Below are 14,432 nucleotides of genomic sequence, written 5' to 3'. Positions count from 1 at the left end.
CCTGCCCGAGATCAGATGCGGGTCACCTCACCGGGGTGAAGTCCCGCGCGCCGATGAAGTCCGGGCGCCGGATCGGTGCCGCGAACGGCTCGACCGCCGTGTTCTCCACGCTGTTGAACACGATGAACACGTTGCTGCGCGGGAAGGGCGTGATGTTGTCGCCCGACCCGTGCATGCAGTTGCAGTCGAACCAGGTCGCCGAGCCGGCCTTGCCGGTGAACAGCTTGATGCCGTACTCCGAGGCCATCTTCGTCAGGCCCTCGTCGGACGGCGTCCCCGCGTCCTGCATCTGCAGGGACTTCTTGTAGTTGTCCTTCGGCGTGGCCCCCGCGCACCCGAGGAACGTCTTGTGCGACCCCGGCATGATCATGAGACCGCCGTTGGTGTCGTAGTTCTCGGTGAGCGCGATCGAGACCGAGATCGTGCGCATGTTGGGCAGGCCGTCCTCGGCGTGCCAGGTCTCGAAGTCCGAGTGCCAGTAGAAGCCGCTGGCCCCGAAGCCCGGCTTGACGTTGATCCGCGACTGGTGGACGTAGACGTCCGAGCCGAGGATCTGCCGCGCCCGCCCGACCACGCGCTCGTCGCGCACCAGCTTGGCGAAGACCTCACTGATCTTGTGCACCTCGAAGACCGACCGGATCTCCTGGGACTGCGGCTCGACGATCGAGCGCTCGTCCGCGCGGATGGCCGGATCGGTGGTGAGGCGCTCCAGCTCGCGCTGGTACTCGCCGACCTCGTCCGGCGCGATCAGCTGGTCGATGGCGAGGAAGCCGTCGCGGTCCAGCGCCTGGAGGTCACCGGCCGCCACCGGACCGGGCGTGTCCGGGGAGCCCCAGACCACCGGGTCCTGCCGGGGAGTCGCCACCTCGGTGGCGCCGCGGGTGGGATAGAGATCAGTGACGTTCGTGGTCGTGGTCACGGTGACTCACACCTCCTCGGTGAGCAGCGGGTAGACGCCGTTCTCGTCGTGATCCTCCCGTCCGGTGACGGGCGGGTTGAAGACACAGATGCAGTGGAAGTCCTCCTTGACCTTGAGCGTGTGCCGCTCGTGGCCGTTGAGGAGATACATCGTGCCCGGCGTGATGTGGTACGTCTTCCCCGTCTCGCGGTCGGTCAACTCGGCGTCGCCCTTGGTGCAGACGACGGCCTCGATGTGGTTGGCGTACCACATCGACGTCTCCGTACCCGCGTACAGGATCGTCTCGTGCACGGAGAAGCCGACCTTCTCCTTGGCGAGGACGATCCGGGTGCTTTCCCAGGTGCCGGACGCGCTCTTCACGTGCCGGTCGGTGCCTTCGAACTCCTTGAACGAACGGACGATCACGGTGTTGCGATGCCTCCTAGGTGAGGGTGTGCAGGGGTCCCCGGCGCCTTCGGCCGCGCGGGCCGAAGGCGCCGGAAGCAGGGGGTGGTGCCGGACGGTCGGGCCGTCGGAAGGTCAGACCGTCACGCGGTCTCGCGTACGGCCCTGGCCAGGGTCTTCATGCCCTCGTCCAGCTCGTCGGGCGTGATGGTGAGCGCCGGCAGCAGCTTGACGACCTCGCTCTCGGGGCCGGACGTCTCGATGAGCAGCCCGAGCTCGAAGGCGCGCTTGGCGACGCGTCCCGCGCGGTCCTTGTCGTGGAACTCCAGGCCCCAGACCAGGCCGCGGCCCCGGTACTCCTTGACGTCGGCGAGGTTCTCCTCGGTGATGGCGATCATGTGCTGCTCGACCTGCTCGCCGCGCTTGCGGGTCTGCTTCTCCATCGCCGAACCGTCGGCCCAGTAGGCCTCCAGCGTGGCGGTCGCCGTGACGAAGGCCGGGTTGTTGCCGCGGAAGGTGCCGTTGTGCTCGCCCGGCTCCCAGACGTCCAGCTCCGGCTTGAACAGGGTCAGCGCCATCGGCATGCCGTAGCCGCTGATCGACTTGGAGACGGTGACGATGTCCGGCGTGATGCCCGCCTCCTCGAAGGAGAAGAAGGCGCCGGTACGGCCGCAGCCCATCTGGATGTCGTCGACGATGAGCAGCATGTCCTGGCGCTCGCACAGGTCGGCCAGGGCGCGCAGCCACTCGACCCGGGCGACGTTGATGCCACCCTCGCCCTGCACGGTCTCGACGATCACGGCGGCCGGCTTGTTCAGGCCGGAGCCCTGGTCCTCGAGCAGCCGCTCGAACCAGATGAAGTCCTCGACGGTGCCGTCGAAGTAGTTGTCGAACGGCATCGGTGTGCCGTGCACCAGCGGGATGCCGGCGCCGGCCCGCTTGAACGCGTTGCCGGTCACCGCGAGCGAGCCGAGCGACATGCCGTGGAAGGCGTTGGTGAAGGACACGATCGACTCGCGTCCCTTCACCTTGCGCGCCAGCTTCAGCGCGGCCTCGACGGCGTTGGTGCCCGTCGGGCCCGGGAACATGACCTTGTACGGCAGGTCGCGCTTGCGCAGGATGGTGTTCTGGAACGTCTCCAGGAACCGGCGCTTTGCGGTGGTCGACATGTCGAGCCCGTGCGTGACGCCGTCCCGCTCCAGGTAGTCGATGAGCGCGCGTTTCAGCACGGCGTTGTTGTGCCCGTAGTTGAGCGAGCCCGCTCCGGCGAAGAAGTCGAGGTACTCGTGGCCGTCCTCGTCGTACATGCGGCTGCCGACCGCACGGTCGAAGACGGTGGGCCAGCCGCGGCAGTAGCTGCGCACCTCGGACTCGACGGTCTCGAAGACGCTGAGGTCGGGCTGGGTGATGGTCACGACGAATCGCTCCTCGTGGGGTGAGGGTGGGAGAGGAAGGTCGTACGGTCCGGGGACCGGTGCGGTCCGCCGGGAAGTCTGTGGGGCCGGGCTGGCACGGGGTGCCGCGCCGCCCGGGCGGGCCGGTCGGTCAGCCGGCGGCGGACAGCGGGCCTATGCGGTACAGGACCTCGGGCTCGTGCGGTCCGTCGGGGAACAGCTCCGTGCCGAACAGCACCTCGCGCTCGAGCCGGGCGCCGCGGCGCTCGGCGAAGGAGGTGAACAGCCGCTGGGAGGCGGTGTTGTCGGGGGAGATGGTGGTCTCCAGGGTGGTCAGCCCGCATTCCGCGACGGTCCGCGCGGCCAGCCCGTCGAGCAGGGACGCGGCGAGCCGGCGCCCGCGGTACGCCTCGTCCACCGCCACCTGCCACACGAGCAGGGTGTCCGGGCGGTCCGGTCGTACGTATCCGGTGACGAAGCCGACCGGCTCACCGCGCTCGTCGCGGGCGACGGCCGACGTGGCGGCGAAGTCCCGGCACCAGAGCAGATAGCTGTAGGAGGAGTTGAGGTCGAGGACCTTGGAATCCCTCGCTATCCGCCACAGGGCGGCGCCGTCGGCCACTCTCGGGCGATCGATTTGCAGGTCTGCTTGGGCGGCAGTCATGCAAATTGAATTTACCCAGCGAAATTCGAAATTGCATCGCCGGACGGGGTTACGAATGGGCGCCTCGTGTGTTATCACGCGGGCGCGTGCCGCCGCGCGAGAGGGCGGCGGTTTGGGGTGATTTGACAGGGTCGTAAGCCGCAAAACGGGCGGCATGTGGATCGGGTCACAATCGCGTAACCCGTGCGAGACGTGTCCGAAATGTGAAGATCGGCTGTCGTGAAATCTTTGTGTTTAGGTCCGGGGAAAGCGGGCAGAAGAATACGGGAAGCTGCGCTGAGTGGAATTCCTTAATTCTGCTTGTGCGAGTATCGGGAATTCCCTCGAATTCACCCTTCCGAAAGGGCGGCGCCGGCCGGGCGCTCCCACGCCTCCTCGGCGGCCCGCCGGGCGGCCTCCGGGTCGGCCTTCATACCCCGCTCCACCAGCGCGGCACCCAGTGCCGCCAGGCAGCCCCGCACGGCCCCGGGCGTCGCGTCCGGACCGTAGTGGTTGACCCGGATCATCTCGCCCGCCAGCGCGCCGCCGCCCGCCGCCAGCGGCAGCGCCGGGTCGGACTCCAGGGCCCGGGCCACCAGCGCGGACGCGTCGACGTCCGACGGCGTGCGCAGTGTCGTCGCGACCGGCGCCGCGTCCCTCGCCTCGTACACGTACGGCTCCAGGCCGCCCAGCGCGAGCGCGCCGGCCCGGGTGGCCGCCGCGGCGGACGCGTGCCGCGCCATCACCGTCTGGGGGCCCTCCGCCTCGATGCGCTCGACGCAGGCCTCCAGCGCGAGCATCTCCAGCTGCGCCGGCGCGTGCAGCAGCGCCTTGCGCCCGCCGTCGATCCAGCGCTCCTTCCAGTCGAGGAGCGACAGGTACGACCGCCGCGGGGCGTTCGGATTCGCCGCCATCCGCGCCCAGGCCCGCTCGCTCACCGACACCGCCGAGACCCCGGCCGGACCGCCCATCGCCTTCTGCGCGCCGATCACGCACAGGTCCACGCCCCACGCGTCCGGCAGCACCGGCTCCGCGCCCACCGAGGCCACCGCGTCCAGGTAGAAGAGCGCGCCGTGTGCCCGGACCACCTCGCCGATCTCCGCGACCGGGTTGGTGTTGCCGGTCGCCGCCTCGGCGTGCACCAGGGACACGAAGTCGATCTCCGGGTGCTCGGCGAGGGCCTGGCCGATCTGCTCGGCGGAGACGGCCGTGTGGAACGGCACGGCGAGGTCGTGCACCCTGGCGCCGCAGTCCCGCAGCCAGTTCCCGAAGGTCTGCCCGTACGGCCCCGTGACCACGTTCAGCGCGACGGTGCCGGGCCCCGCCGCGGCGCGGATGGCGCCCTCCAGCGGCAGCAGCGCCTCGCCCTGCATGACCACCACGTCCTGGCCGGTACCGAGCAGGCGCGCGACCCGGTCCTCGATCGCGGCGAAACGTCCGGCGCTCAGCGGGGGGAGGTCCAGGAGGGGATGGGTCACGGCGGTGCTCTCTTCGGTGACGGCGGGTGTGCGGCGCGGGTACGCGGCGTACGGAGTCGAGAGTAACCATGGCGTCCGTCGGCACTCGCGCCGGAGTGCTTCCGTTGCGACACCCCCACGCCCGGAATCGTGGCTTCCGTCACAGCCGAAGCGATCACCGCCTGATGAACTGGCCCCGTGTTCCTCGTACTCCTGCTGGTCGTCCTGATCGCCGTGGTGTCCGCCGTCGGCCTGACCGGCCACGGCGCGAGCGTCCTAGCCGCCCGCCGCGCCCGCGGAACGGGTGCCGGACCGGCTCTGCACGCCCTCGCCGCCTTCGCCGGCGCCGCCGCCGTCGCGGTGTACGCCTGGGGGCTGCTGCACGTGACCGGCGCCGTCATGGAGTCCAACGGAGGTGCGGGCTCCGCACCGGCGCTGCCCTGCCGCACACCCGGGAACGAGGAGCGCGCCCTCCACGTCATCGACCAGTCGGTCTCCTTCCTGCCGCTGGGCTTCGTCTGCGAGACCACCGGCGGCGGCGAGTACACCAGCGACGACGTCCCCGGCTACGTCAACCCCGCCACCGCCGTCCTGGCCCTGACCGCCGTCGCGGGCGCCGTCGGGGCGGGGTGCGCGAGCGAGCTGCGCGCCCGCGCGGCAGCGCGCGGCGGGGGCGGGTGACCGGCCCGGACGGGTGTGCGGGCACCGTTTAGGGTGCGGGGCATGAGCGATCGCGCGGTGCTCCACGTCAAGGGTCGGGTGCTCGTCGGACCGGAGGAGGTCCGGGACGAGGTGTGGGTGATCGACGGCCGGATCTCCTACGACCGCCCCGCGGGCGCCGCCGACGTCCGCACCGTCGAGGGGTGGGCACTGCCCGGCCTGGTCGACGCACACTGCCACGTCGGCCTCGACCAGCACGGCGCCGTCCCCGCGGACGTCGCCGAGAAGCAGGCGCTGACCGACCGCGAGGCGGGCACCCTCCTCATCCGCGACGCCGGCTCACCCTCCGACACCCGCTGGATCGACGACCGCGAGGACCTCCCGAAGATCATCCGGGCCGGCCGGCACATCGCCCGCACCCGCCGCTACATCCGCAACTACGCCTGGGAGGTCGAGCCCGAGGACCTGGTCGCCTACGTCGCCCAGGAGGCCCGGCGCGGCGACGGCTGGGTGAAGCTGGTCGGCGACTGGATCGACCGCGACCTCGGCGACCTGTCGGCCTGCTGGCCGCGCGGCGCCGTCGAGGCGGCCATCGCGGAGGCCCACCGCCTGGGCGCCCGCGTCACCGCGCACTGCTTCGCCGAGGACTCCCTGCGCGACCTGGTCGAGGCCGGCATCGACTGCGTCGAGCACGCCACGGGACTGACCGACGACACGATCCCGCTCTTCGCCGAGCACGGCGTCGCCATCGTCCCCACCCTGGTCAACATCGCCACCTTCCCCGCGCTGGCCGACGGCGGCGAGTCCCGCTTCCCGCGCTGGTCGGCCCATATGCGCCGGCTCCACGAACGCCGTTACGACACCGTCCGGGACGCCTACGACGCCGGAATCCCGGTCTTCGTCGGCACCGACGCGGGCGGTGCCCTCGCCCACGGGCTGGCCGGGGCCGAGGTCGCCGAGCTGGTCACCGCGGGCATCCCGCCCGTCGAGGCCCTCGCCGCGACGACCTGGGCCGCGCGGCGCTGGCTGGGCCGCCCGGGCCTGGACGAGGGCGCGCCGGCGGACCTGGTGGTGTACGAGCAGGACCCGCGCGCGGACGTGCGCGTGCTCACCGCTCCGCGCCGGATCGTGCTCAACGGGCGGGTCGTCGGTTAACCGACGGGAGTGACGCCGGGGAACACCCGTGCCGGAAGATGCGACGAAGATTCGAATAGATCCGCCAAAACCCCACGAAGGGGTGAAGTGCCCCCGGTTCACTGACGGTTGGGCGGACGCGGGGACATTCTGTCCGGGTCCCAAGCACGTCGCTCATGCGTGCCCCGCACGCATGTCTCACTGGGGGTCCCACCACCTTGAACGGCAACACCTTCCGCCTGCCCGCACGCCGTCTCGCCACCGTCGCGGCGGCCACGGCCCTGGCCGCGGGCCCCGCCACCCTGGCCGGCGCGGGGTCCGCCCACGCGACCGGCGACCCCGGCCGCGCGAGCGCCACCGTGCTGCGCGCAGGGCTCGACGTCTCCCTGCTCAACAAGACCGTGAACGTCCCGCTCGCGGTCACCCTGAACGAGGTGCAGGCACCCGAGAGCGCCGAGAAGACCGCGCTCACCGCCCGGCTGGACGGCGTCGACGGCGGAAAGCCGTTCAGCGTCCTGCGCGCCGACGTGGCCGAGGCGAAGGCGACGGCCACCGCCGGGAAGAGCGAGGGCTCCACGACGCTGGCCCGCGCCCGGCTGCACGTTCCCGGCCTGCCGCTGCTGTCGGTGATCGAGGTCCAGGAGGTCACCTCCACGGCGACCTGCGAGGCCGGGAAGAAGCCGGTCGCCGACGCCAACCTCCTGGGCGCCGTGACCGTCCTCGGCAAGAAGGTCACGCTCACCACCGGCGGGCCGACGGACGTGAAGGTGCCCGGCGTCGGCGAGGTGCGCCTCGACCTCTCGAAGACGGAGACCACCTCCCGCACGGCCGCCGCCACCGCGCTCGAACTCAAGGTCTCCGTCAACCCCGGCGACCTGAACGTCGCCGAGGTCGACGGCACCGTCACCCTGGCCAGGGCGACCTGCGAGTCCCCGGCCGCCCCCGCGAACGAGGCCGAGCAGCCCCCGGCCGAGCAGCCCCCGGCCGAGCAGCCCCCGGCCGAGCAGAACGCGGGGCAGGAGGCCGACCCCGCCGCCGAACCGGCGGCCGACGTGAAGGCCCAGGGCGCCCGCACCGAGGCCGACCTGGCCGAGACGGGCGGCAGCTCCGCGACGCCGTACGTCGCGGCCGGCGCCGCGGCCCTGGTCCTGGCGGGCGGCGGGGCACTGCTTCTGGCCAGGCGCAGGCGCGACTGACGGCGAGGGGACCGGCCGGAGGGGGAGTGGGTCTCAGGACGGTTTCGGCGGCTTCAGGGCGTGCTCCAGCGCGCTCAGGAAGCCCTCCGTCGTCGCCCGGTCCCGTACCGCCAGGCGCAGCCACCCCTCGCCCAGCCCCGGGAACGTGTCCCCGCGCCGGACCGCGTACCCCAGGCCGCGCAACCGGTGCCGTACGGCCGCCGCCTCCGGGACGCCGACCAGGACGAAGGGACCCTCGGCGGGTGCGACGACCCGGAGCCCGGCACCGGCGAACGCCGCGAGCCCGGCGATCAGACGGTCCCGGTCGGCGGCGATGCGGTGGGCGGCGTGGGCGGCCTCCGCCAGCGCGCGCGGCGCCACGCACGCCTCGGCCGCCGCCAGCGCGGGCGTGGACACCGGCCACAGGGGCTGGGCGCGCTCCAGCTCGGTGATCGTCTCCGGGTCGGCCAGGACGTACCCGATGCGCAGCCCCGCCAGTCCCCACGTCTTGGTGAGGCTGCGCAGGACGACGAGCCCGGGTACGTCCGTCCGCCCGGCCAGCGCCTCCCGCTCGCCGGGCACCGCGTCCATGAACGCCTCGTCCACGACCAGCGTCCGCCCGGGCCGCGCCAGCGACGCGAGCACGCCCGCAGGGTGCAGCACCGAGGTCGGGTTCGTCGGGTTGCCGACCACCACCAGGTCGGCCTCCTCGGGGACGTCGGCAGGGCCGAGGAGGAAGCCGTCCGCCGCCCGCAGCAGCACCCGGCCGACCGTGTGCCCCGCGTCCCGCAGCGCCGCCTCCGGCTCGGTGAACTGAGGGTGCACCACGACCGGCCGGCGCACCTTCAGCGCCCGCGCCAGCAGCACGAACGCCTCCGCCGCCCCCGCCGTCAGCAGCACCCGCTCCACCGGCAGCCCGTGCCGCGCCGCCACCGCCGCCCGCGCGGCCCGCCCGTCCGGGTAGGCGGCGAGCGAACCGAGCGAGGCGGCGACGTGCTCCCGCAGCCAGGCCGGGGGAGTGTCCGCGCGGACGTTCACCGCGAGGTCCACCAGCGCCGCACCGTCGTCGCGCACCTCGGCGTCCCCGTGATGGCGCAGGTCGAGGCCGTCGGCCTCAGTGTGCATGGGAGTGTGCGTGTCCATGCCCGTGATGGTGCCCGTGGTGGTGATCGCCGTCGTCGTCGGGGTGGAAGTGCGGCTGCTGCGGCAGCCCCACCTTGTCCTCGAACCCCGGCAGCGCGATCCGGTACACGCAGCTGTCGCAGTTCATCCGCAGGTCGCCCTTGACGGCCTCCTCGTACCGCTCCCACACCAGGTCGAGCAGCTCCGGCTCCGGACCGATCACGTCCGCCGAGCGCACCTCGGTCTCCGGGTGCGCGGCGGCCCACTCCTCGGTCTGGTGCCGGACCCGGTCCGGGAGGATGCCGGTGAACAGGAAGTACGGCAGCACCACGACCCGCCGCGCCCCCAGCCGCACGCACCGGTCCAGGCCGCCCGGCACGTCCGGTTCCGCCAGCGACACGAACGCCGTCTCCACGCCCGCGTAACCGCGTCCCTCCCACAGCAGCCGCGCCGCCTTGAACACCTCGGCGTTGGCGTCCGGGTCCGTCGAACCGCGCCCGACCAGCAGCACCGTCACCTCGGACGGGTCCCAGGCCGGGCCGACCGCCTCCGCCAGGCGCCGCTCCAGCACCCGCAGCAGCGCGGGGTGCGGGCCCAGCGGGCGCCCGTACGTGTACGTGATGCCGGGGTGGCGCTCCTTCTCACGGGACAGCGCCGCCGGGATGTCGCCCTTGGCGTGCCCGGCGGACACCAGCATCAGCGGCACCGCCGCGAACCGGCGCACACCGCGCTCGACCAGCTCGGCGACCGCGTCGCCCAGCGGCGGCGGGGACAGCTCGATGAAGCCGCCCGCGACGGGCAGTTCGGGATGGCGTCGGCCCAGCTCGCGCACGAAGTCGCGGAACGCCTCGGCTCCGGCCTCGTCCCGGGTGCCGTGTCCGGCGATGAGCAGGGCGGGCGGGGTCGTCACAGGGTCTCCTCGGGTGTAGCGGATACGTCGGTTGTTGCGGACGAGTCGGTCATCTCGGCGGGCGGCGCGGCCTCGTGCGCCTGCCAGCGGTAGCCGCGCGGCGTCACCATGCGCCCGGCGATCTCCCGGGTCGCGGTGTTGCCCACCGTCACGACCGTCATCATGTCGACGGTCGCCGGGTCCAGGGCGGCGAGCGTGCACAGGCGGCTCGACTCGTCGGCGCGCGACGCGTTGCGCACCACACCCACCGGAGTCGTCGGCTCCCGGTGCTCCGCGAGGATCGCCAGCGCCTTGGGCAGCTGCCAGTCGCGGCCCCGGCTGCGCGGGTTGTAGAACGTCACCACGAGGTCCGCCTCCGCCGCCGCCCGCACCCGCCGCTCGATGACCTCCCACGGCGTGTGCAGGTCGGACAGGCTGATCGACACGTGGTCGTGGCCGAGCGGCGCGCCCAGCACCGCCCCGGCCGCCAGCGCCGCCGTCACGCCCGGCACCCCGACCACGTCGATGTCGTCGGACGCCTCGGCCAGCGCCGGGGAGGCCATGGCGTACACCCCGGCGTCCCCGCTGCCGATCAGCGCGACGGCGTGCCCGCGCCGCGCCTGTTCGACCGCCGTCCTGGCCCGCTCCTCCTCGGCGCCGAGCCTCGACTCCAGCACCCGGGTGCCGGGCCGCAGCAGATCGCGGATCTGGTCGACGTACTGGTCGAGCCCGACCAGCACCGACGCCCGCCGCAGCTCCGCCCGCGCCCGCGGCGTCACCAGGTCCCGGGCGCCGGGCCCGAGCCCGACCACCGCGAGCCGCCCGCGCCCGGGACGCCGTACGACCGCGCAGGTGGCCATCGCGGGCACCGCCGCCGACTTCCGCTTCGGCACGAGGAGTTCGCCCCCGCGCACCAGCGCCGCCGCCTCCGCGACCGACGGGGTGCCCACGGCCGCGAGCGGCGCGTCCGAGGGGTTGGGGACCTCGACGCCGGCCAACTCGTCGGCGGGGTACGTCACCAGGGGCACGCCCAGCCGCCCGGCGGCCCCGACGATCCCGGGCTCCTCCGCCTTGGCGTCCACGGTGGCCAGCTCGGCGACCGACGCGGCCGACAGCCCCGCCTCGCGCAGGACGGCCTCCACCAGGCCGAGCACCTCGTCCACCGGTGCGCCCCGGGACGCGCCGACCCCGACGACCAGGGACGGCGGCCGCAGGACGACCTCGCCCTCGGCCGGTTCCACCGCACGGTCCGTCACCCGGATCCCGTGCGCCCCTTCGGCGGTGACCGGCAGTGGCGGCAGCGGCCACGCCACCTCCGCCCGCAGCGCCACCGGCTCACCGTCCAGCAGAGCCCGCGACACTGCGGCGACATCGCCCTCGACGGGCAGCCCGAGCGTGTCCAGACCGGCCAGCCCGACCGCGTCGGTCGCCGTCGTCACCACCGGCTCGGCGCCCAGCACCTCGCCGACCGCGCGGGCCAGTTCGTTCGCGCCGCCCCCGTGCCCGCCGACCAGCGACACGGCGAACCGCCCGCCCTCGTCGACGCACACCACACCGGGGTCGGTCCGCTTGTCGTCCAGCAGCGGCGCCACCAGCCGGACCACGGCCCCGGTGGCCAGGAAGCACACCAGCCGCTCGCACTCGGCGAACGCGGCCCGCACGGAGTCCCCGACGGGACCCTCGTACACCCGCGTGCGGTCCGGCCACGCCGCGGCCAGCCGGTCCCGCGCCGCCGCTCCCGCCGCCGTGGCGGAAATGAGGCCGATCAAGGGGCAACTCCTTCGGTACGGCCGTGCGGCCTGACGCCCCACAGCAGGAAGACGGGATTGGTGGCCGCGAGCCGGGTCACGTCCCCCGGCAGCGGCGCGAGCCGCGAGGACTGCAACAGCACCCCGTCGCAGTCGAGACCGGCGCCGAGCAGCGCCTCCCGGGCCGCCGGCACCCGGTCGAGCGCGGCCACGGCGACGACCACGACGCGCCGGGCCCGCCGCGCGCACTCGGCGACGATCGCGGGCAGCTCGCGCCCCCCACCGCCCACGAACACCGCGTCCGGGACCTCGCCCAGCCCGGCCAGCACCGCGGGCGCCGCCCCGTGCACCACCCGCACGTCGACACCGTGCGCCGCGGCGTTGGCGCGGACCCGCCCGACACCGTCCGGCGTCCTCTCGACGGCGGTGACGGCGGCACCCAGCCGCGCGCACTCCACGGCCACGGACCCGGAACCGGCACCGACGTCCCACACCAGGTCGCCGGGGCGCGGCCCCAGACGGGCAAGGGCCAGCGCCCGCACCTCGAACTTGGTGATCATCGAGTCCCGGTGCGCGAACGCGTCCTCGGCCAACGCCCACCCGGCGGGCCCCGGGCGCGCCCCCGCGAGGGCCCGCACCGGCCCCAGCGCCCGCGCACCGTCCAGGCACAGCACCACACTCACCGCCGTCCCCCAGTCCCGGGCGGCGGCCTCGGCGGGCGTCACCCGCTCCACGCGCTCCTCGGCCGAGCCCAGCGCGGAGGCGACGACGAACACCCGCCCGTCGTCCCCCAACGCGGCCCCCAGCTCCGCCGGACCGGCCCCGGGACCGGTCAGCACGGCGACCTTCGGGTGCGCCCGGCACACATTCACCGCCGTCCGCAGGTCCCGCCCGTGCGCGCTCGCCACCACGGCGTCGTCCCACGGCAGCCCCACCCGCGCGAAGGCCGCCGCGACGGAGGACACCCCGGCCCGCACGTCCAGCCGCCCGGGACCGAACCGCTCGGCCAGCGCCCGCACGATCCCGAAGAACCCCGGATCACCGGAGGCCAGCACCGTCACCGGCCGCCCCTTCGCGAGATACTCCGCGACCGTGTCCAGGGCGGGCGCCAACGCCCCCAGGACCACCGTCCGGACCCCCTCCGGCACCCGTACGGCGTCCAGGTGCCGACGTCCGCCGACGACCAGTTCCGCGCCGTCGGCCACGTCCTCGGGCAGCGGGGAACCGGTCCCCGCCCCGACCACCGTGATCACGTGCTCGCACCCCGCGCGCGCAGCTCCCGGCGCGCCTCCGGGTCGGCCTTGCGATAGCCGTGGAAGTGCCCCGGGTGGTAGAGGTGCGAGCGGGTGCCGTGCGCGTCGAGGGCCGGGCCGACCAGGAACAGGGTGTGCTTCCAGAGCTTGTGCTCCTTGACCGTCTCCTCCAGCGTCCCGATCGTGCACCGCACGACCAGCTCCTCCGGCCAGGTGGCCTGGTAGGCGACGACGACCGGTGTCTCGGTCGGATAGCCGCCCTCCAGCAGCTCCCGCACCAGCTGGCCGCTGCGGGCCGCCGACAGGAAGACCGCCATCGTCGTGCCGTGCTTCGCGAACTCGCGGACCTCCTCCCCGGGCGGCATCGGCGTCTTGCCCCCGCCGAGCCGGGTGAGGACCACGGACTGCGCGACCTCCGGGATGGTCAACTCACGCTGCGCGAGCGCGGCCACGGCCGAGAAGGCGGAGACACCGGGCACCACCTCGGTCGCGACGCCGATCTCCGCGCACCGGTCGAGCTGCTCCTGCGTGCCGCCCCACAGCGCCGGGTCCCCGGAGTGGATGCGGGCCACCCGCAGCCCCTCCTCCCGGGCCCGCCGGTACACGGCGACGACGTCCTCCAGCGACATCGTCGCCGAGTCCAGCACCTCGGCGCCCTCCCGCGCGTGCTGGAGCACCTCCGCCTGGACGAGGCTCGCCGCCCAGATCACCACGTCCGCCTCGGCGATCGCCCGCGCCGCACGGAACGTCAGCAGGTCGGCGGCGCCGGGACCGGCACCGACGAAGGTCACCCTGGCCTCGGAATCCATCGTTTTCGGTCCTCTCCTGTGCATCCTGTTCCGGTGCGCCCTGCGCATATTTACTGCGGTTGCTGCTGTCGTACGCGCGTGAACGCGGGGTGATCGGATACCAAGGGCCCATGGCGGTCTTCGTCGCGCTCGGCGCGTTCCTGATGACGCTGGCCGGCGGCTGGACGGCACAGCGCGTGACCGACCGGCGTCACCTGGTCCTGGGCCTGGCCGGCGGCCTCATGCTGGGCGTGGTCGGCCTCGACCTGCTGCCGGAGGCCCTTCAGGCGGCGGGCGACGAGGTGTTCGGCGTACCCGCCGCACTGCTGCTCTTCGTCGCCGGATTCCTGCTCGCGCACCTGGTGGAACGCCTGCTGGCGGCCCGCCGCGCCGCACACGGCGCCGACGAGCACGGGCAGCGCTCGCCCGAGGTGGGCCTGACGGCCGCCGCCGCGATGGTCGGCCACAGCGCGATGGACGGTGTGGCGATCGGCGCGGCCTTCCAGGTCGGCGGCGGCATGGGCACGGCGGTCGCGATGGCCGTGATCGCCCACGACTTCGCGGACGGCTTCAACACCTACACACTGACCAGCCTGTACGGCAACGCCCGCCGCCGTGCCGTCGCGATGCTGGTCGCCGACGCGATCGCCCCCGTCGTCGGGGCCTCCTCCACCCTCCTCTTCACCATCCCGGAGGGCGCGCTCGGCGCCTATCTCGGCCTGTTCGGCGGCGTACTCCTCTACCTCGCCGCGGCCGAGATCCTCCCCGAGGCCCACCACGAGCACCCCGCCCGCTCGACCCTGCTGTGCACGGTCGCGGGCGCCGCGTTCATCTGGCTGGTGGTGGGCATCGCGGAGTGAGGACCC

Annotated in this window: 14 protein-coding genes; 4 read left to right on the top strand and 10 right to left on the bottom strand. The window is 73.6% G+C overall.

Annotation, left to right across the window (positions count from 1 at the left end):
• Positions 1–22: 22 nt before the first annotated feature.
• The 5 genes from thpD to ACZ7MF_RS32935 all read right to left on the bottom strand — a co-directional run bounded on the left by thpD (position 23) and on the right by ACZ7MF_RS32935 (position 4,818).
• On the bottom strand, positions 23–919 hold the full coding sequence (gene thpD / locus ACZ7MF_RS32955) for an ectoine hydroxylase (protein WP_471481919.1): 897 nt from the start codon (positions 917–919) through the stop codon (positions 23–25).
• Between the two features lie 6 nt (positions 920–925).
• Positions 926–1,324, bottom strand: a complete 399-nt coding sequence (locus ACZ7MF_RS32950; protein WP_217162780.1) for an ectoine synthase — start codon at positions 1,322–1,324, stop codon at positions 926–928.
• Between the two features lie 122 nt (positions 1,325–1,446).
• The gene (gene ectB, locus ACZ7MF_RS32945) at positions 1,447–2,718 is read right to left on the bottom strand and encodes a diaminobutyrate--2-oxoglutarate transaminase (RefSeq protein ID WP_356861579.1); all 1,272 of its coding nucleotides are present in this window, start codon (positions 2,716–2,718) and stop codon (positions 1,447–1,449) included.
• Between the two features lie 130 nt (positions 2,719–2,848).
• Positions 2,849–3,361 (bottom strand): diaminobutyrate acetyltransferase, encoded by a 513-nt coding sequence (ectA, locus tag ACZ7MF_RS32940; protein WP_356861577.1) that lies wholly within the window; start codon positions 3,359–3,361, stop codon positions 2,849–2,851.
• A 329-nt stretch (positions 3,362–3,690) separates the two neighbouring features.
• Positions 3,691–4,818 (bottom strand): pyridoxal-phosphate-dependent aminotransferase family protein, encoded by a 1,128-nt coding sequence (locus tag ACZ7MF_RS32935; RefSeq protein WP_471481918.1) that lies wholly within the window; start codon positions 4,816–4,818, stop codon positions 3,691–3,693.
• A 177-nt stretch (positions 4,819–4,995) separates the two neighbouring features.
• On the opposite strand from ACZ7MF_RS32935, the gene ACZ7MF_RS32930 reads away from it, so the two are divergent.
• The 3 genes from ACZ7MF_RS32930 (at position 4,996) to ACZ7MF_RS32920 (ending at position 7,787) form a co-directional block, all read left to right on the top strand.
• On the top strand, positions 4,996–5,478 hold the full coding sequence (locus ACZ7MF_RS32930; RefSeq protein ID WP_471481917.1) for a hypothetical protein: 483 nt from the start codon (positions 4,996–4,998) through the stop codon (positions 5,476–5,478).
• Between the two features lie 42 nt (positions 5,479–5,520).
• On the top strand, positions 5,521–6,612 hold the full coding sequence (locus ACZ7MF_RS32925) for an amidohydrolase family protein (protein WP_471481916.1): 1,092 nt from the start codon (positions 5,521–5,523) through the stop codon (positions 6,610–6,612).
• Between the two features lie 197 nt (positions 6,613–6,809).
• Positions 6,810–7,787, top strand: coding sequence for an SCO1860 family LAETG-anchored protein (locus tag ACZ7MF_RS32920; protein WP_471481915.1), 978 nt, complete (start codon positions 6,810–6,812; stop codon positions 7,785–7,787).
• A gap of 33 nt (positions 7,788–7,820) precedes the next feature.
• Here the strand turns inward: ACZ7MF_RS32920 and cobC are convergent, their stop codons facing one another.
• Genes cobC through cobM form a run of 5 tightly spaced genes read right to left on the bottom strand, consistent with a single transcriptional unit; the run spans position 7,821 to position 13,587 of the window.
• Entirely contained in the window at positions 7,821–8,909 is a 1,089-nt protein-coding gene (gene cobC / locus ACZ7MF_RS32915) for an Rv2231c family pyridoxal phosphate-dependent protein CobC (RefSeq protein WP_471481914.1), read from the bottom strand.
• Positions 8,881–9,798 carry a sirohydrochlorin chelatase gene (locus ACZ7MF_RS32910; protein ID WP_471481913.1) on the bottom strand — a complete coding sequence of 306 codons (918 nt, stop codon included), beginning with the start codon at positions 9,796–9,798 and terminating at the stop codon, positions 8,881–8,883. The genes cobC and ACZ7MF_RS32910 overlap by 29 nt, the downstream gene beginning before the upstream one ends.
• Positions 9,795–11,546 carry a precorrin-3B C(17)-methyltransferase gene (gene cobJ, locus ACZ7MF_RS32905; protein WP_471481912.1) on the bottom strand — a complete coding sequence of 584 codons (1,752 nt, stop codon included), beginning with the start codon at positions 11,544–11,546 and terminating at the stop codon, positions 9,795–9,797. The genes ACZ7MF_RS32910 and cobJ overlap by 4 nt, the downstream gene beginning before the upstream one ends.
• A complete protein-coding gene (gene cbiE / locus ACZ7MF_RS32900) occupies positions 11,543–12,778 on the bottom strand; it encodes a precorrin-6y C5,15-methyltransferase (decarboxylating) subunit CbiE (protein WP_471481911.1) in 1,236 nt (411 codons plus the stop codon). Before cbiE ends, cobJ begins: the two co-directional genes overlap by 4 nt.
• Positions 12,775–13,587: a precorrin-4 C(11)-methyltransferase gene (gene cobM, locus ACZ7MF_RS32895; RefSeq protein ID WP_471481910.1), complete on the bottom strand. Its 813-nt coding sequence runs from the start codon at positions 13,585–13,587 to the stop codon at positions 12,775–12,777. Before cobM ends, cbiE begins: the two co-directional genes overlap by 4 nt.
• A gap of 110 nt (positions 13,588–13,697) precedes the next feature.
• Here cobM and ACZ7MF_RS32890 point away from each other — a divergent pair, with 110 nt between their 5' ends.
• On the top strand, positions 13,698–14,426 hold the full coding sequence (locus tag ACZ7MF_RS32890; RefSeq protein ID WP_471481909.1) for a ZIP family metal transporter: 729 nt from the start codon (positions 13,698–13,700) through the stop codon (positions 14,424–14,426).
• The last annotated feature ends 6 nt before the right edge of the window (positions 14,427–14,432 follow it).

Source organism: Streptomyces sp. NPDC111628 (genome assembly GCF_055635195.1).
The sequence above is the reverse complement of the archived record's forward strand: the minus strand, read 5'-3'. Positions and strand labels throughout refer to the sequence as shown.

Excerpts from the sequence above, each read along its gene's own strand:
- cobC (WP_471481914.1), bottom strand. The coding sequence starts at position 8,909 with ATGGACACGCACACTCCCATGCACACTGAGGCCGACGGCCTCGACCTG.
- ectA (WP_356861577.1), bottom strand. The coding sequence starts at position 3,361 with ATGACTGCCGCCCAAGCAGACCTGCAAATCGATCGCCCGAGAGTGGCC.
- ACZ7MF_RS32925 (WP_471481916.1), top strand. The coding sequence starts at position 5,521 with ATGAGCGATCGCGCGGTGCTCCACGTCAAGGGTCGGGTGCTCGTCGGA.
- ACZ7MF_RS32890 (WP_471481909.1), top strand. The coding sequence starts at position 13,698 with ATGGCGGTCTTCGTCGCGCTCGGCGCGTTCCTGATGACGCTGGCCGGC.
- cobM (WP_471481910.1), bottom strand. The coding sequence starts at position 13,587 with ATGGATTCCGAGGCCAGGGTGACCTTCGTCGGTGCCGGTCCCGGCGCC.